The sequence below is a fragment of the Salinimicrobium flavum genome (genome assembly GCF_042684505.1).
Classification (GTDB): domain Bacteria; phylum Bacteroidota; class Bacteroidia; order Flavobacteriales; family Flavobacteriaceae; genus Salinimicrobium; species Salinimicrobium flavum.
In genome coordinates this window covers 68,237-85,109 of the sequence record NZ_JBHULT010000003.1, presented here as the reverse complement: position 1 = coordinate 85,109, position 16,873 = coordinate 68,237, and the positions used below count along the sequence as shown (strand labels likewise).

Below are 16,873 nucleotides of genomic sequence, written 5' to 3'. Positions count from 1 at the left end.
TCCACATCAATTTTCATGCTCTTAAAGTTGTGAGTTCATACAACAGATTAATGATTTTAAATGACTATACTCCATGCTTCGGAAAATATTACACCCGAAAAAAATTTAATGATGAAATACAAAGTGAAAGTAGAGAACGTTCATACTGTTGATGAGATCACAGAATACTGGACAAATGACGATTATGTTCAATTATTGGGGCAATTTGATTATCCTGATGCGGAAGATTCCGGCACCGAAAGTTTAAGGGAATTACTTTTTATGGCCATTACAGATTTCGAACCTTCAGAAGCAGCCAGGCTAGTGTTAGGTTACAAACTGGGAGAACACTTATCTGAAGGTCAAATTGACCAGATATCAAATGATATGTTGAACGATAAGGTATGTGAAGAATATCCTGAAATGGAATTACAGGCAGCCTTATTCCATATAAATCAACTGTTGTTTAAAGCTTACAACGGAAAATTTCCAAGTTCCAGCGCCACAATAATTGAGTGTTCCATTACCCCTTTAGAGGAAAATAATGAAACCGCCCTTACCAGGGAAATGATAGTGAGACTACTTAACGATGGCCTTTCTGACAGGAACATCGTCAAAAGACTGTTTGAAGAGCAAATTAAGGGAAATACCAATTTTCCTGAAGCAGAAAATATCATTTGGGATCTGAAAAATCCGGAAAAAGACCACTATAAAATTACCACCTCGGGCAACCTGATCAAAAAGGATGAGGTGATATCTACAGAATGGGAAAGTGAGATAGACTTATCCCCGGTTGATTCTTAAACAATTTTAAGATGATCGTGGTGCTTTTGTGTTGCAGCAGCCCCAAAGTTACAGCCAGACCTCACAGGTTTCCGAAACCTGTGAGGTCTTTCCTATGGGGTTTTTCTATATCAAATTTCGAATAAAGCAATTCCAGACTCCAGATTCCTGACTCTGGTTTCTCAGAAAAAGGTCTTGTCTTTTATTTCCTGTTTCTTTATTAAAAGTAATGACTAAATTTAGCACACCTTAAACCCTTAACAACTTTTATTTTCCAAATTTTAACCCAGTATGAATCCAGACTCATCCTCATCAATAACGACACGCACAATAGGATTTTTTGGAGCTTTAGGCATTGGGGTGGGTGCCATGGTTGGGGGCGGAATACTGGCCCTGGCCGGGGTGGCTTTTGCAGTGAGCGGGCCTTCGGCAATCCTGGCCTTTGCCTTGAACGGATTGATTGCCTTTATTACTGCTCTCAGTTTTGCTGAGATGGCTTCGGCAAATCCGCAGTCGGGCGGCACCTATACCTATGCCAAGAAGGCGCTATCGCTTCAGGTAGCTTTTGGGGTGGGGTGGATTGTATGGTTTGCCTCGTTGGTAGCCGCAGTGCTGTATGCTCTTGGATTTGGTGCCTTTGCTGTATTTGCTCTTCAGCAAATTCCGTCTCAGGGACTCAACGGAATCCTTGAGTTGGGTATGCTCCCGGTTTTGCTGGCCCTGGGTGCCATAGGCTACTTCGCTTTCAGCCTTACCAGGGGTGGCGGTGATGGCGGCGTAGTTATCAACATTGGTAAACTCGCGGTATTCGCCGTACTTATAGCAGGAGGACTCGCTGTTTTTGTGCAAACGCCATTCAGTCAGATCACACAAAGCCTCGACCCGTTTTTCTCAGGTGGATTCAGCGGAGTGATCGCAGCAATGGGTTATACCTTTATCGCCCTCCAGGGATTTGATTTGATAGGTTCTGCGGCAGGTGAAATTAAAAATCCAGAAACAACGATCCCTAAGGCAATGATAGGCACTCTTGCAGTAGGCCTTACGATTTACATACCCCTGATTTTTCTGATGTCGACCGTGGGCGTACTCCCGGGGGAGTCAATCACAGAAATGAGCAGGGAAAATCCTGAAACGGTTTTGGCCGTTGCTGCGCAAAACTATCTTGGAGCTTTTGGGTTCTGGCTGGTATTAGTAGCGGGTATATTTTCGATGTTATCGGCTTTACAGGCCAACCTCTTTGCAGCTTCCAGGATCTCACTGAGCATGGCAAAAGACCGTACCTTAAACCATCACCTTTCAAATATTAATAAGAGATTCGGAACGCCGGTAACGTCGATATTGGTTACCTGTGGCATTGTTGCATTTCTGGTGCTGATCCTTCCAGATCTGGCGGCGGCGGGTGCGGCTTCCAGTTTGATCTTTCTCATCACTTTTGCCCTGGCACATCTTATCATGATTTTAATGCGAAACCGCGGATATAAAGAGAGTAAGACATTCAGAGCCCCCTTTTTTCCAGGCCTTCCAATCGTAGGAATAGTCACTTGTTTGGGCCTGGCAATATTTCAGGCTATTGTGGTGCCGGCTGCCGGTTTTATTGCACTGTTATGGCTCGTTGTGGGTGCCGTTCTCTTTGTATCCTTTTTTGTGAAAAAAGCCCGGGCTATTGAAGCGTCAGAACATGCCCTGGATCCTGATCTTATCCGGTTAAGAGGATTAAGTCCCCTCGTACTGCTCCCAATTTCAAACCCTGCAAATGCTGAATCCATGGTGTTTCTGGCGAATGCACTGGCACCTCCGGTAATAGGAAGGATCCTGCTTCATTCCATCGTTATCCCAAGCACCGAAAAGGATGATCTTGAAAAACGACTTTTATCGAGCCGGGACGTTACACAGTACGCACTCAAAGCCTCTTTTGAAGCAGGGTTGCGACCGGAAACACTCACTACTATAGCTGAGCATCCATGGGCAGAGATGGAACGGGTGGCTAAAGAACACAATTGCGGGAGTTTGCTGTTGGGATTAAGTGACCTGAACGATTTTCAAACAAATCAGAATCTTGAAAAACTGGTAAAACATATAAAGGCAGATGTAGTAGTATTCCGGCAGCCTTTCAGTGGTTGGAAGATTACTGCAGCAAGGAAGGTCCTTATTCCGGTAGCCGGATTTGAAAGTCATGACCCGCTACGGGCACGGGTGGCTGCCAGCCTGTGGCGTGCCTCACAGCCTGAAATTACATTTATCCAAATCCTGCCATTAAATACCCCCCGGGAAACAATTCAAAAGAACAATTTGAGGCTTTCACGTTTTGCGGGCCGCATAATTCCGGGAAAGACCGTGGTGCATATCATCCCAAGTGAAGATGTAGAAGCTGAGCTTATCAGTCAGGCTTCCGGCCATGATTTGGTAATAATGGGATTGGGTGAAACCGGTAAACATGAAAAAGCATTTGGCCACTTGGCACTTGCCCTGGCCGAAAAAACAGATACGGCATTAATTTTTATAAGTAAAAAATAAGGATTAGTGGTCTGTGATCACTTTACAGTTAAGATTGGAATAATTCGTGGATTGATAACAACATTTAAATTCCACTCGACAAATTCCAAAAACTAGATTGGATAGTGGGAAGAAATTCCAGATCACAAAATATACAATATTCAATATACATTATACATTTTTCCAAACCCTATTCATACCGCTTCTGAATTGTATAGGTTAGCCGGAAGTCTATAAACTCTGCTACCTGACGGTGAGCCAGCAGGTTAAAGCCTGCGCTAAGGTGACGGTTTATGCGATACTGTAAACCCCAGCGGTGGAAGATGCGATCGTAGTAAGGTGTTTCGTCAAACAAGTACACTCCCAGGCGCTGGCTGAACTGAAACCGGCCCAGCAAAAACTCATGTCCCAGCAGTAACCCCACTTTCACGGGACTGGTGTTAAGACCATCTCTGCGAAGCTTTTCCTGCAGCTCCTCATCCTGGTAAGCTTCGGCTCCCAAAGTGAGCATGCTCAGGTTTCCCACTTGCCTTCCCGCCTGCAACGCGAGTCCGCCCAGCAGATACCTTTTGCGATCACCGGCTTCGTTGGTGCCGTTACGCAGTGTGCCCAGCAAAGTGACATCGTAACGGGTAGAGAAGTTTTTCCAGTATTTTTCGGTGGTTCGTGTGCCGGTATACCAGGGACGGGAGGTAGGCTGGTAACTAACTGCAATGCCGGCAGTGGGCCAGTTTATGCCTTTGTTGGGTTCGCGCGCACTCCCATTCGAAATGTGCTGATAGTTAACACTGGGGTTTAGCCACCACTGTTCTGATAGCCGCACCCAGGCGCCCACACCAACAAGCAAATAGGCGCTTACGTGAGTGCTGTACGACTGGTTGCCCGGATTGCTTATACTGTCGTAAGGGTTGTTTAGATACGAAAATCCTCCAGCGCCTTTAAAGGAGAAAAGCACCCCATTGCCAATCCGGTAAGTGGGTTCCAGAAAATAAGCTGCTGTACCACTCTTGCCCAATAAACCAACGTCATAATCGTAATATGCCAGCAGCAGGCCCTGACGGGGATAACAGTGGCAAAGGGCAAAGATAGCGGAATCGTTGCGCTGCCAGCTAAGTATGGCCTCAATACCGGTTGGTCGTGCCCCCTTTGTATTTTGCACCTCTTCAGAATGCGCGAAAATAAAGCCATGTTGTACGCCCAGCCCAATCGAGAAAAGCGGTTCCTGCTTAGCGGTATTTTCTTTTGCTGCTGTAGAATCTGTCTGGGCAATAGCAGGGGGTGATGCACATACAGCAGAAATAACTACCCAAAGCCATATCTGTACAGGTACCTGCTTCGCCACATACAGTTTACATTTGTCGATTTTAAAGAGCCCCATTTCTTAAAAGTACTCAAAAATTAGCTTTTTGGAAGGGGACATCAGGAACATCAAATTCTTTATTCCAATGTTTTTTGAGTTATTGGTTAACAGGAAAGAAAGTTTTTTACCGAACGAAGGATTCATTATTCAATATTCATTATTCAAATAATTTCTGGAGTAGAATGTCGGTCACGGGGTTTTTAGGAATTCTTCCGATTTAGGTATTAAATTATTCGTTTTTATACGAGACACAAATTGCATAGATTCAAAAAATTAAACACCTTTACAAGACAGGTAGTGCTATAACACAGATCATCAATGGATACCCAAAAAGAATCGGAAGAAGAGGAGATCAAAAAGATCCTTAGTGAAGACAAGATAAAAAAAGCCCTAACGGAAACCGATCTGGCAAAGGAAGCTCCTTCCGCAGAACATAAGAGTACGCTACTTCTTGTGGTCTATACGGTAATTGTACTTTTAATTGGGAGCTTGTTGTATTACTCCCTTGAATACCGCTGGTTACCCATCTCAGAAGAATATGTTACCCTAAGTCAAAAACTGGTTTTTGGGGCCATGATGATCGCTTTTGTCTTATTCCTGAACCGACTTTTAAAACGGATCCTGTCCAGAAAAATAGATGACAGGGCTAGTGCTTATAACTTCAAAAGCCTTATTAATTTTTTAAGTTTCGTTCTTATCTTCCTTATTGGCGTCTCCCTGATATTCTCCAATTGGTATGCGACCATGGTTTCATTTGGGGTGGTATCATTAATTCTCGGTCTGGCTCTCCAAAACCCATTAACAAGCGTGTTTGGATGGGTGTATCTGCTTATTCGCAAACCCTATGAAGTGGGCGACAGGATAAAAATTGGAAATGTCTATGGGGATGTAATGAATGTGGGATACTTTGACACAACTCTCTGGGAGTTTGGCGGAGATTATTTATCGGGAGATCATCCCAGTGGAAGAATCATCAGATTTTCCAATTCCAGGATCTTTAATGAATATGTAGTTAATTATTCCTGGCCTCTATTTCCATATATATGGACTGAAGTAAAATTCTATGTTTCTTATACCAGTGACCTTGATCTTATCTCACGTTTGGTAACTGAAATTACCGAAAAGGAAGTAGGGGAAGCTATGATGAAACGGGTAATTGGGCTAAAAAAGATCCTTGCGAATTCCATGGTTCAGAAACTCGAGATAAAAGAGAAACCTTCGGTGATATTTCGCGCGAATGTCAATACGTGGATCGAAGTAACAGTGAGATTCCTTGTTGAACCAAAAAATTCAGGCCCTACCAAATCTTTATTGTTCACCCATATTATGAAGGAACTAAATAATTATCCCGACAAGATAATTTTTCCTAACACCAAAGGGAAACCCTAAAATGTTCTCCATCACCGGTTCCGGAAACATCTAGTCAGAAGAAGGCAAAACAAATTCGGCCATCAGCGGGAAATGATCTGATCCTATTTTCTCCAGTCTCTTAAATTCTTTGACCCGGAATTCTTCAGTCACAAAGAAATGATCCAGAGGCCAACGCATAACCAGGGATTCAGCATTGAATGTATTATAAAGTCCCCGACCTAAGCGTACGTTTTTCAAATCCCCCTGATCTTCGAAAAACCTGGTAGTCTTTGACCATGAAACATCATTAAAATCTCCTGCTACAACCGAAGGAATCGTTTCCTTCGCGACCAATGCTCCCACCTTATGTAAAGCGAGTTCTTCTTCTCCCACATTATCGGGATATTTCGCACTGGGAAATGGCGCTACCGGGTGAATTCCATGAAAGGAAAATTCCTCGCCGCCGGGTAAAGTCATAGTGGCATGAAAAGAAGGAACATCAGAATGTTTAAGGAATTTTATCTCAGGATTAGTCAAGGGTAATTTAGAATACAGGAGCAAACCGTAGGCATTGTCTAAAGGATATTCCATTTTATAAGGAAATGATTCCTCCAGAATACTGAGTTCTTTTACCCACCAGTCATTCACTTCCATGGCCAGGACCACGTGGGGCTCATTTTTATTTATAAGTTTCAGGAATTCATCTGAACTCCGGTTGGTCATCAGCACATTAGCGATAATTATTTTGACAGAGAATCTTTCTTTTTCCTGAATTTGCACATCGGGAACTACTTTTTTTCCCAGCAGGTAAGGACCTATCTTCAGGGACTGGATCAAGATTGAAAATAACAGGCCAAGTACAATTAATACATAGGTAATAGTCCATTTCCTTTTTATAAACAATAATGTGATCAAACAGATTAATGAGATAATTAAATATTGTAACCTGGGAAAATCCATGATCTTTACAAACCAATACGGAACGTCATGTATTAGAGACAAAGCGCCGAGCAGGATCATCAATATACTTATGACTACTATTAATACAAGGAAAAAGGAACGTATGTATTTGGTCATGATTTTAAATATTAAAAAATGAAAATAAAAATAAAAAGAAAGTCTGGAGCCTTCCTTTTTGTGAATAAAAGGATCAGGTTACGAAATTACAGATAAAAACAAAGAATGGTGCAAAGGTCTCAAATAACGAACATATTTGAATTACCTCTTTTTCTGAACTTTTTGATCCCATCTACCGCAAGGAAAACCCGGTCCCGGTTAGACAGGTCGCAACTGTCTCCCATAGGTACCGGCAGAATTAACCCGCCTGAACGACTTTAGCAGAATATTGTAGTAAGTCAGATTAAAGACGCCATATCCAATCAGCTCAAACACCTCACTCCAGAAAGGATACAGGATTAAAATGATTTTATTTGGAAAGTGTTCATTTTCAATGTGGAGAGAAAAATATTTAAAAAAGGCAGGTTTTCTTCTTCGGAAATTGAAAAACCTTTATATATTTGCAACCGCTAAGGAGAAATGGCAGAGTGGTCGAATGCGGCAGTCTTGAAAACTGTTGAGGGTCACACCTCCGGGGGTTCGAATCCCTCTTTCTCCGCAAAGGAAAACCCGCAACGAAAGTTGCGGGTTTTTTGCTTTTTCAGAAACGTGAAAAGCTCGCTTTTCTAAGTGAATGAAGAAGCAAAAAAAGCCATGCGGCAGCAGGGCGTGGTTTTTCTTTGCCAGGTTCCCCCCTGGGATCAACGCAGTTAATCCCTCTTTCTCGCAAAGGAAAACCCGCAACGAAAGTTGCGGGTTTTTTGCTTTTTCAGAAACGTGAAAAGCTCGCTTTTCTAAGTGAATGAAGAAGCAAAAAAAAGCCCTGCGGCAGCAGGGCGTGGTTTTTCTTGTAAAGAGGATTTTTGCAGTATCTTTTTAAATTCTGTTTATTTTTTCACTCTCTCCGCAAGAAATAATTAAGGCAAATACAAATATTAGAGTAGTAAAAATTTTCGCTTCTTAAGATAGTTAGATTTAGGTTACTTCAATATTTTCTTTTTCTCATTTTTAGCAAAATAATAAATTAAATTCCCAACTCCGAAAGTCCACCATAAAGTGAAAAAAGCCACTAAGAGATGTCCGGAGGTAGAGCCGTTATTTCTGGTTAAAAGAAAATACCCTGGAGTTTCTTCTTTCAAATTCCAATCATTGGCGATGTACATTTTTACATCCTTGTAAGCTTCATCTCTTGCCTGTTTTTTTTCTTGTTCAATAGTGTTTGTATCCATCTTTAATTATTTTACATTATTTCTTACTTCGGTTTAGTATCTTTTTCAGATTATTCCGACGATTAATTTTGCCACCTATAAGTAGTGCGCTGCTACAGCTTAAAGGAAGTACCAGCGTTAAGCAAAAAAAACACTACCAGAAGCTTGTGGTTATTAAAAGTTAGAGAAGTGACTGCTACCATTGCCCAGGCACAAATTATAACCCCTACTTTATAAGTATGTTTTACGGGCAATTCCTATAAGGATGTAGCCGCCACTTTCTCTAATTTTCTGTAAATCTAAATTTTATGTTAAACCGAAGAAGGATCGTTTAGTAAACGTGTGGATTTGAGAAGTAATCGTTAAACCTTTAGTTTAAGTAGCACGGAAGTACCTTTATTTTTTCCAGAAATTATTTCTATCGCTTTTTCAACATTATAACCAAGCAATGCTAACCGCTCTTTTACCAGGGTAACCCCTTTGGATTTATGCAATTTGCTGGTTGAGTTGTTCGAAAATCCAATTCCATTGTCTTCAATTTTGCATTGTAGAATATTTTCTGATAGCAACTTAAAAGAAACTTTTAAAGTCGGATTGGTGACACCTGGTGGGAAAGCGTGAACGAATACATTTTCCACAAAGGTCTGTAATAACATCGTAGGAATTTCAATTTCATATACATCAATTACGGGGTCTATGTCAATTTTCACCTTAACTGAATTATTGAACCGCGTATTCTCAACCCGAATATATGATTGCAGATATTCAATTTCTTCAACCAATAAAATAGTCGGTTTGGTACAGTGATCCAGGTTTAACCTGATTAATTTGGCAAAATCACCTAAAAATTTAGTAGCGTTGTCTATATCACTTTCCATAATATAGTATTGAATGGAATTCATGGCATTAAAAATAAAATGCGGATTCATTTGCGCCAGGAGAGCTTCCATTTTAGTTTCTTCAAAACGTTTTTGAATCAGTCCTTTTTGTTCTTCAAATTGTCGGGTTTGCTTTAATTGAAATTTATATATACTATAAACCATGATTAAGATGGTGCTCATTATCAACAATGCAAACCACCAGGTTTTCCAAAAAGGCGGAAGTATTGCTAAATTTAGCAGGGGCTGGGTATAACTTAATCCGGTACTTTCATCTGAAACTTTCACGGCTACTTCGTAATCTTTTGTGGGTAAAGAAGTCAGGAATATTTCCGGTTTGGAGGAAGAAGGACTCCAGTTCTCATTATCATTTAACCTGTATTGATATTTTAATTTGTGGGGATAAGGATGCGCATTTGTGCTGAAATTAAGCAAGATGGTATTTTCGTTATGTGCCAGGTTTAGGTCCATCTTATTGCTGACAGGTCCCGGAGAAGACTTTCGATTATTGATAAAAATTTCTTTCAGATTTATTTGATATACCAGGGCCTTTTTCTCGCTAACCGCATCAAGATCTATTTTATAATACCCGTTATTGCTTCCAATGGACAAGTTGTTATGATCTATTCTTGCACTCAGTAAAGGTTGTTCCAACCCCTGCTCCTTATCTAAAAATATGGTACGCTCGTTTTTATAAAGCGTTAATCCTTTTTCTGTTCCAATTATTAAGGTTCCCTGGTATTGCCTCAAAAAAGAAATGGAATTCCCCTGAATTTTTGCCCGTGGTATTTTCTTTAAAACTTTAAATGATGCTTCATCGTTTACAATAAACACATCACCAAACTCATTTGAGAGTGCAATATCCTTCCCTAAAGCCGTAATGTGTTTTAATTTCTTTTCTTTCCAGATTCCATTTTTTAAATAGGACTTAAACCCATCGTTTTCCCATACATATAGACCGGAAAAAATCGATAGAAAATAGGTTTTTGTTCCCTTTTGTAAACTATTTACCACCATGGTGGGGGTTTGAGGATCTTCCTGTTCAAAATAGGCATAATGGAAGGCGTCCAGATCGCTATACATTCTAACACCTCCATAAGGATTTGTTTCTATAAGATCCCCGTTCTGCGTAAAATTGATCTCTTCGGAATGCAAGGGTAAATAACGATACAATTCCCCGGAAGCTTTTATGGCAAAAAGTCCGATGTTGGTGTTTACCCAATATATATCTCCGGATACTTTTATGTCATAAAAAATGATATCCTTAGCCTTTGTAGAATAATCCAGTTCGTAAAAATCGTCCTTATGTTCCGGAAGCGGCAAATGGGTGTTTAAAACATAATTTTCCTGCCATTTTTTGAGCTGGAGCAAAGAAATTTTTTCTTCGTGATCAGCTCCTTTTAGGATAATGCAGTCGTTGTATAATACTGCGGAAGTGCTTTTAGTTTTTGCGAATCCAATGATATTTTTTCCTCTAGTCTCATGGAATTTGATTTGAGGATTTAAAGCGATTTCAAATAATCCGGCATCTTTGGTTCCTACATATAATTTTTCAAACTTATGATCGTAGGCTAAATCAATAACCTCTTTGCTTGGAACATTAAAATCTGATGCCCTGGAAATCAACTGGCCATTTACTACTTCATAAATTCCTCCCGTATTTTCGAATATGCCCCAGGCTGCAGCAAAGATCCTTTGGTCATTGGTCTTTAGGTAGTCCCAGATAATAGTATGCCCAAACTTATCTGATGGAATAGAATCTTCTTTACTTAAATAATTACCGAGCTTACTCTTTGTGATGTAACCTTTGCTACTACTGTAAATGCTGTCATTGTCTACATACACCGAATAGATGAATTTCTTGTTGTTCATTCTGACCAGGCCTGGTTGGCCCTCCTGCTGAGTAATCTTGTAAACCCCGGAAACACCGTAGTTGTAGGCAACCACATAGACATTCTTACCGTATTTAAAAAACCCTTGTACCCGAAAAAGTCCGTCGCCAGGAGGAGTATATAAACACTGTATTTGAAGGTCATTTATGTCAATTATAGAAACTCCGTCACTGGTTCCCACATACATATAGTCTCCGGAAGTAAACAGCTTGGTTATTTCGTTATGAACCAATCCATCTTTTTCTGAAATCACCTTAAACTTAAACCCATCATAAATACTAACACCTTCGCCGTAACTACCGAACCATATATTTTTATTTTTATCTTCCGCAATAGCCCAACAGCTGTTTAATGCTAATCCATCCTCTTCAAAAAAGTATTTAAATTCATCATTTTCCTTTTTAACCACGCCATTCTCAGTACCAATCCATAGAATATTGTTACTGTCAACCAGTAATGATCTAACGGCATTATTGGGCAACTCGCTAGCTGCAGTATAATTTTTACCGGGATAATTTTGGGAAAATGCTAAATTGAAGCATAAAAAAACGAAGAGGGAAAGTTTAATGGCTTGTTAGAATTACATTGATAAACTCTTCTTCTTTTCGAAAAGAAACAGGAAGTTTCTCTCCATTGGTTAATTCAACTTCTTTATTGATCTTATTGTACCTGACCACATAATTTAAATTAATGACGTAGCTTTTATGAATTCTTTTAAAGGAATTGTCTGGAAGTATTTCTTCCACATATTTTAAAGTTTTGGTGGCCATATTGGTTTGGCCGTCAATCTTTTTTATACAACAATAATTACTTTCAGCCTTGCAATACAGAATTTGATTGGAATGGATGAGTTCAAAACCTTCAACCGTCGGAAAAGCAATTTTACTTACGTGTTGATTATTAACATTAAGGTTTTCAAGCAGTAGGGTTAATTTTTTCTGGGCGAAACTCCCTTTGGTTTTATTCTCAAATTTTTTTACAGCGTCAGATAAATCCTGATTATTTATTGGTTTTAATAAATAATCCAGCGCACTGCGTTTAATGGCTTTAATGGCAAATTGATTGTAGGCAGTGGTAAATATGACTTCAAATTTGATAACCTCAAAATATTTAAACAATTCAAAACCATTCTTCTCAGGCATTTGAATGTCTAAAAAAACCAGGTCGGGTTCGTGTTTCTTGATAGAGACCACCCCCAAATCTACAGAATTGCATTTTTCTACGACATTAAATTTATTAGGGAAACACTTATCCAGAGTTTTCTCCAATAAATTTTGAGCATTTATTTCATCGTCAATAATTATTGCTTTTATCATGCTTAAAACTACAATTAAATGACAAATGTATAACTCCTATCTCCACAATGGAAAACAAGCAAAGGGAATATTAGCGGTTTTTTTCATTTTCCAAAAGGCACACTTCTTTTTCAAAATCAAAAAATACGCCCCTCAATATGTTAAAAACTGGTTAAAACCTGCTCTGCAGGTAGGGTAGAAGATATAAATACGTTTACCTTGTATGACGAAATTTGCCGATTGAGGCTCATAGTGAGAAGAGTTTTCCCCTACTACACTCTTCTCACTTCTTTATTTTACCACGGCGGCAGCTCCTTCACCGGATCAATGGTAAAATCATGGAGCTTCCAGTGCAAATTGCGCAAATCCTCATAACCCTGCGAGATCTCATTTAAATTCACCTCTCCTTTTGGCACCACGGCAATTTGCCCAAAATACACTTGCCCCGCTTCCCTGAACCTTACCTTCGCATCTGCCACCCAGGGCCAGGCCTGCACCACTTCTTTTACTTTCTCGATGATCTCATCTTCATCCCGGGTTTTGAGCCGCTGTGGATAGGAGTCCATCAGGTCCATCGAAGCCGTCTTTACATGCTGAAAACCATCCTTTAAAACAGATACAGAAATGAAAATAGCGGCTGCAGCATCTGCCCACCATATTCCCGCGCCCACCAGAAGAATTCCGATAATCGCTGCGAGAGCGGTCATGTAATCTGCTTTCTGCGCCGTGGCATCTGTATATAATACCTTGTTGTGCAGTTTTTCTGCAAGAGGGATCTTTTTAGCGCCAAGGATCATGGAAGGGATAGCACTGTAAAGCAGGGCCAGGATCATTATCCAACCCATCCATACTTCATGACCAAAGAACATTTTAGAGCCTATGGTTGGATGTTCTGCCTTTATAAGAGCCATTGAGGAATCATAGACCAGGAAAAGCCCCATGGCCAGCAAGGCTACTGCTCCGGTTAAAAATGAAATGGAAAACACCCGGTGGTAGCCATACGGGAATTTTTTATTGGGGGCCTTGCTGTTGATCCTTGTTGAAATTAAAAAGGCGATAGACGGTACAAGGCTTAGAACGTCTTCCAGCCAGGCCGTCTTCATTGCCTGTGATGAGCCCAGGGAAAGATACATGATGATCGTAACCGTGATGAGGTAGAAAACGGTGATCCACTCCAGCTTAACAGCTTTTTTCAATTTCTTCCCAAGCCGTGGTGGCAGCTCAAAATCGTGAATTGATCTCATGACTTCTTTTTTTGCTGAAAAATAAAGGACTCAAGGTGCTTCAGGAGCTCATTCTCACCTTTTGGGATCAGGAAGACATGTTTATTGTCGTACGGGGTAGTCCTTCCTGCTTTTTTCTTCCAGACGGTTTTCTTTTCGAATCCACCGGCCACCAGATGTAGCTCAAACTTCTCCAGCTTTTTTATCAATTCGGTTTCAGAGCCTTTGTGGAATTCTATCTCCAGGTCTTTCTCCCCGGCAAACTTCCGCAGCAACTCTACCTCTGAGCCCGAGAAATTTTCTCCGGAAACCTCGCAAAAAGGAGGGTTGTCAACCACCCCGACCAGCAGTTTATCTTCCCTGGCTTCTGAATAGGAATCTTCAGGATCCTTCGGGAAATTGCAGGCAATTATGAACAACAGTAAGGGTAAAAACAGCTTTTTCATACTACAAGTTAGAAAAAAACAGGAGCAGCTGTAACAGTCGAAACCGTTAAACCTTTCTAAAAATGAACTAGGGCGCTCAATTTCAGAAGATAAAATACAATTCCTGGAGGTGCTATTCCTCTTCCAGGAAAAATCGTATAAGGTCTGTAGTGGTAACTATTCCCACAAGGGAATCATCATCAACTACGGGAAGAGCATGAAAATCGTGACCCAGAAAAAGCTGTCCTACTTCCTCAATCGTGGTTTGAGAAGTAATACTTACCACTTTCTTGGTCATTACCTGCTCAATGGAAAACATATCATAAACGGTGGTTTCGATCCCCTCCCCGTCTTCATCAAGAGCATCGGCAAAGGATATACGCAGCAGATCTGTATAGCTCAGCATTCCAACTATATGTCCTTTATCCACCACCGGAAGATGCCGAATGTGGTTTTTCTTGAACAGGGTTTCCGCGGTTGAAAGTTCATCTGCAAGACTCAATTTTATAATGTTCCTGGTCATGATAGCCGAAACGGGAGCATTCTTTCTCATAATGTTAGGTATTAAAAGTCAGCTGGAATGTATGAATCAAGATACGATTTTAAAGGTTAGGTATTTGCTAAAATCGGTAGAAAAATAACTCATAGTATCTGATGTTACCTTGCATTATATTAAAAACCATTATCTTGCCGTTCTTATAAAAAAGCACATCATTATATGAAAAAAGTATTGTTATTTTCTTTGGCCATAAGCCTTATGGGATGTAAAGCCCAGCAGCCAAAGAGTATTGAAGAAGCCAATGTGATGGATTACGCCAAAACCATCACGGCAGAAGAATTAAAAGAACATTTATACATCTTTGCCAGTGATGAATTTGAAGGAAGAGATACAGGGGAACCGGGGCAAAAACTGGCAGCAGAATACCTGAAAACCGAATATAAAAAACTCGATATCCCGTCTCCTTTGGGAGGGGATGACTATTTCCAGGAGGTTCCCTCCAGCGTGTTCACCCGGGCAGAAGTAAAAGATTCTGAAAATGTACTTGCTTTCATCCAGGGAAGCGAGCTGCCTGAAGAGATCCTGGTGATCTCGTCTCACTATGATCACGTGGGCATTGATGAAGAAGGAAATATTTTTAACGGGGCTGATGATGACGGTTCTGGTACCGTTGCCATCCTTGAGATCGCTGAAGCCTTCAAGAAAGCCCAGGAGGAGGGTTTCTCTCCAAAGAGATCCATCCTCTTCCTGAATGTAACAGGGGAAGAAAAAGGCCTGGTAGGTTCCAAGTTCTACACAGATAATCCTGTTTTCCCACTGGCCAATACGGTTGCGAACCTCAATATTGACATGATAGGTAGAATTGGGGAAGGAAAAGAGAATTCCGGAGACTATGTTTATCTTATTGGAAGCGATAAGTTAAGTACAGAACTTCATAACTTAAGTGAGGAAGTTAACGCCAGGCACCTTAACCTGGAGCTTGACTATACCTACAATGAAGAGAATGATCCCAATCGTTTTTACTACCGAAGCGACCACTATAACTTTGCTAAAAATGATATTCCTATCATCTTTTATTTTAACGGGGTCCACGAAGATTATCACAAGCCTACAGACACGGCAGATAAGATAGAATACGATCTGCTGGCCAAAAGGGCACAGCTGGTATTCCTGACTGCATGGGAAGTGGCTAACAGGGAGGAGCGTCCTTTTGTTGACAAACCTACCCTCACCCCTACTGCTTCTGAGTAGTTAAATCAACTTTTAATTCACACCAAACCTCCCGGTATTATTTATCGGGAGGTTTTTTTATGGGGTAGGGCTAAAGCCCTGAGCTACAGATCTACAATGGCCACCACCTGAAGGCGGTGGCCATTCATTCGATGGCGTGGCTATCCATTTCGCTGGCACAGATCTGTGATCCATGTCGGAAAACCTGAACTCACCATCTATTTCCTGCAGGATGACGCGGATCTGTGATCCGTGCCGGGGAGCCATTAAAAACAAAAAAAGCTCCTCATTTCTGAGAAGCTTTCTGGGTGGAAGACCGGGTTCGAACCGGCGACCTCTGGAACCACAATCCAGCGCTCTAACCAGCTGAGCTACAACCACCATTTTAATCGGATGCAAATGTAGTATAAATCCTTTCTTTTACAAAAGAAAAATTTCTGTTTTTTTACTTCAGGTCAAATAAAGAATCCACCGCCACATAACGGCTCACGGTATATCCTTCGCCATACTCAGCTCCAATAAGACGGCCTAAGTCTTTGGCCCTGTAAGTAATACTATCTAAAAAATTACTGCTCGAAATTGGCGTCTCAGGTTCTTCACTGTTCTCATCAAAGATCTGGGAACTGTAAGCCTTTACCGAGGCTAATTTCTTATCCATAAATCCGGTGACATCCACCACCACATCCGGGGTTAAATTCTTCCATTGAATATAGTGGAACACGTTCTTTGGACGCCAGGCCTCCTGGGAATTCCCGTTATAAATGGTCTCGATCTTCCGTAGTCCGCTTAAAAAGCAGGCATCAGCTACCAATTGGGCTCCTTTGCCATGATCTATATGCCGGTCATCTACCGCGTTGCACAATACAATTTCAGGTTTATATTTTCTCAGAACCTTAATGATCTCCAACTGGTGTGCAACATTATTGACAAAGAACCCGTCACTGAACTCGAGGTTCTCCCTAACAGACACTCCCAGTATCCCTGCGGCTGCTTTCGCTTCTTTATCCCTGATCTCTGCTGTACCACGGGTACCCAGCTCTCCCCTGGTAAGATCCAGGATCCCTACTTTCCTTCCTTTTTCAATTTCCTTGGCAATTGTTGCCGAGCAACTCAATTCCACATCATCGGGGTGTGCCCCTATGGCCAGTATATCTAATTTCATGATTGGTTTGTCATTTTTATTGCAAGGCAAAAATACGATT

14 protein-coding genes and 2 tRNA genes are annotated in these 16,873 nt (G+C 41.0%); 5 read left to right on the top strand and 11 right to left on the bottom strand.

Annotated features, from left to right (window positions below; translation table 11 throughout):
• Positions 1–108: 108 nt before the first annotated feature.
• Together ACFSTG_RS00440 and ACFSTG_RS00435 are read left to right on the top strand one after the other, a co-directional pair.
• The gene (locus tag ACFSTG_RS00440; protein WP_380747365.1) at positions 109–783 is read left to right on the top strand and encodes a hypothetical protein; all 675 of its coding nucleotides are present in this window, start codon (positions 109–111) and stop codon (positions 781–783) included.
• Between the two features lie 270 nt (positions 784–1,053).
• On the top strand, positions 1,054–3,276 hold the full coding sequence (locus ACFSTG_RS00435) for an APC family permease (protein ID WP_380747363.1): 2,223 nt from the start codon (positions 1,054–1,056) through the stop codon (positions 3,274–3,276).
• A 169-nt stretch (positions 3,277–3,445) separates the two neighbouring features.
• Here the strand turns inward: ACFSTG_RS00435 and ACFSTG_RS00430 are convergent, their stop codons facing one another.
• On the bottom strand, positions 3,446–4,633 hold the full coding sequence (locus ACFSTG_RS00430; protein ID WP_380747361.1) for an acyloxyacyl hydrolase: 1,188 nt from the start codon (positions 4,631–4,633) through the stop codon (positions 3,446–3,448).
• Positions 4,634–4,933: 300 nt separating this feature from the next.
• Between ACFSTG_RS00430 and ACFSTG_RS00425 the strand changes: the two genes are divergently transcribed.
• Positions 4,934–6,004, top strand: a complete 1,071-nt coding sequence (locus ACFSTG_RS00425; protein WP_380747359.1) for a mechanosensitive ion channel family protein — start codon at positions 4,934–4,936, stop codon at positions 6,002–6,004.
• 30 nt (positions 6,005–6,034) lie between these two features.
• On the opposite strand, the gene ACFSTG_RS00420 is transcribed toward ACFSTG_RS00425, so the two are convergent.
• Positions 6,035–7,042, bottom strand: coding sequence for an endonuclease/exonuclease/phosphatase family protein (locus ACFSTG_RS00420; protein ID WP_380747357.1), 1,008 nt, complete (start codon positions 7,040–7,042; stop codon positions 6,035–6,037).
• Positions 7,043–7,495: 453 nt separating this feature from the next.
• Between ACFSTG_RS00420 and ACFSTG_RS00415 the strand changes: the two genes are divergently transcribed.
• A tRNA-Ser gene (locus tag ACFSTG_RS00415) sits at positions 7,496–7,580 on the top strand.
• 421 nt (positions 7,581–8,001) lie between these two features.
• Here the strand turns inward: ACFSTG_RS00415 and ACFSTG_RS00410 are convergent.
• The 6 genes from ACFSTG_RS00410 to ACFSTG_RS00385 form a co-directional block, all read right to left on the bottom strand.
• Positions 8,002–8,250: a hypothetical protein gene (locus ACFSTG_RS00410; protein WP_380747355.1), complete on the bottom strand. Its 249-nt coding sequence runs from the start codon at positions 8,248–8,250 to the stop codon at positions 8,002–8,004.
• Positions 8,251–8,591: 341 nt separating this feature from the next.
• Positions 8,592–11,480, bottom strand: a complete 2,889-nt coding sequence (locus ACFSTG_RS00405) for a sensor histidine kinase (protein WP_380747353.1) — start codon at positions 11,478–11,480, stop codon at positions 8,592–8,594.
• 82 nt (positions 11,481–11,562) lie between these two features.
• Entirely contained in the window at positions 11,563–12,315 is a 753-nt protein-coding gene (locus ACFSTG_RS00400; RefSeq protein ID WP_380747352.1) for a LytR/AlgR family response regulator transcription factor, read from the bottom strand.
• A 275-nt stretch (positions 12,316–12,590) separates the two neighbouring features.
• Positions 12,591–13,538, bottom strand: a complete 948-nt coding sequence (locus tag ACFSTG_RS00395) for a cation diffusion facilitator family transporter (RefSeq protein WP_380747351.1) — start codon at positions 13,536–13,538, stop codon at positions 12,591–12,593.
• Positions 13,535–13,963, bottom strand: coding sequence for a transporter substrate-binding domain-containing protein (locus ACFSTG_RS00390; RefSeq protein WP_380747349.1), 429 nt, complete (start codon positions 13,961–13,963; stop codon positions 13,535–13,537). Before ACFSTG_RS00390 ends, ACFSTG_RS00395 begins: the two co-directional genes overlap by 4 nt.
• 112 nt (positions 13,964–14,075) lie before the next feature.
• Positions 14,076–14,495 (bottom strand): CBS domain-containing protein, encoded by a 420-nt coding sequence (locus ACFSTG_RS00385; protein ID WP_380747348.1) that lies wholly within the window; start codon positions 14,493–14,495, stop codon positions 14,076–14,078.
• A 165-nt stretch (positions 14,496–14,660) separates the two neighbouring features.
• Between ACFSTG_RS00385 and ACFSTG_RS00380 the strand changes: the two genes are divergently transcribed.
• Positions 14,661–15,692, top strand: a complete 1,032-nt coding sequence (locus tag ACFSTG_RS00380; RefSeq protein ID WP_380747347.1) for a M28 family metallopeptidase — start codon at positions 14,661–14,663, stop codon at positions 15,690–15,692.
• A gap of 57 nt (positions 15,693–15,749) precedes the next feature.
• Here ACFSTG_RS00380 and ACFSTG_RS00375 read toward each other — a convergent pair whose 3' ends face one another.
• The 3 genes from ACFSTG_RS00375 to bshB1 form a co-directional block, all read right to left on the bottom strand.
• Positions 15,750–15,938 carry a hypothetical protein gene (locus ACFSTG_RS00375; RefSeq protein ID WP_380747345.1) on the bottom strand — a complete coding sequence of 63 codons (189 nt, stop codon included), beginning with the start codon at positions 15,936–15,938 and terminating at the stop codon, positions 15,750–15,752.
• Positions 15,939–15,977: 39 nt separating this feature from the next.
• A tRNA-His gene (locus tag ACFSTG_RS00370) sits at positions 15,978–16,053 on the bottom strand.
• A 63-nt stretch (positions 16,054–16,116) separates the two neighbouring features.
• Entirely contained in the window at positions 16,117–16,833 is a 717-nt protein-coding gene (gene bshB1, locus ACFSTG_RS00365) for a bacillithiol biosynthesis deacetylase BshB1 (protein WP_380747343.1), read from the bottom strand.
• Positions 16,834–16,873 lie beyond the last annotated feature (40 nt).

Excerpts from the sequence above, each read along its gene's own strand:
- ACFSTG_RS00430 (WP_380747361.1), bottom strand. The coding sequence starts at position 4,633 with ATGGGGCTCTTTAAAATCGACAAATGTAAACTGTATGTGGCGAAGCAG.
- ACFSTG_RS00440 (WP_380747365.1), top strand. The coding sequence starts at position 109 with ATGATGAAATACAAAGTGAAAGTAGAGAACGTTCATACTGTTGATGAG.
- ACFSTG_RS00410 (WP_380747355.1), bottom strand. The coding sequence starts at position 8,250 with ATGGATACAAACACTATTGAACAAGAAAAAAAACAGGCAAGAGATGAA.
- ACFSTG_RS00435 (WP_380747363.1), top strand. The coding sequence starts at position 1,054 with ATGAATCCAGACTCATCCTCATCAATAACGACACGCACAATAGGATTT.
- ACFSTG_RS00425 (WP_380747359.1), top strand. The coding sequence starts at position 4,934 with ATGGATACCCAAAAAGAATCGGAAGAAGAGGAGATCAAAAAGATCCTT.
- bshB1 (WP_380747343.1), bottom strand. The coding sequence starts at position 16,833 with ATGAAATTAGATATACTGGCCATAGGGGCACACCCCGATGATGTGGAA.
- ACFSTG_RS00380 (WP_380747347.1), top strand. The coding sequence starts at position 14,661 with ATGAAAAAAGTATTGTTATTTTCTTTGGCCATAAGCCTTATGGGATGT.
- ACFSTG_RS00400 (WP_380747352.1), bottom strand. The coding sequence starts at position 12,315 with ATGATAAAAGCAATAATTATTGACGATGAAATAAATGCTCAAAATTTA.
- ACFSTG_RS00420 (WP_380747357.1), bottom strand. The coding sequence starts at position 7,042 with ATGACCAAATACATACGTTCCTTTTTCCTTGTATTAATAGTAGTCATA.
- ACFSTG_RS00395 (WP_380747351.1), bottom strand. The coding sequence starts at position 13,538 with ATGAGATCAATTCACGATTTTGAGCTGCCACCACGGCTTGGGAAGAAA.
- ACFSTG_RS00390 (WP_380747349.1), bottom strand. The coding sequence starts at position 13,963 with ATGAAAAAGCTGTTTTTACCCTTACTGTTGTTCATAATTGCCTGCAAT.
- ACFSTG_RS00385 (WP_380747348.1), bottom strand. The coding sequence starts at position 14,495 with ATGAGAAAGAATGCTCCCGTTTCGGCTATCATGACCAGGAACATTATA.
- ACFSTG_RS00375 (WP_380747345.1), bottom strand. The coding sequence starts at position 15,938 with ATGGCTCCCCGGCACGGATCACAGATCCGCGTCATCCTGCAGGAAATA.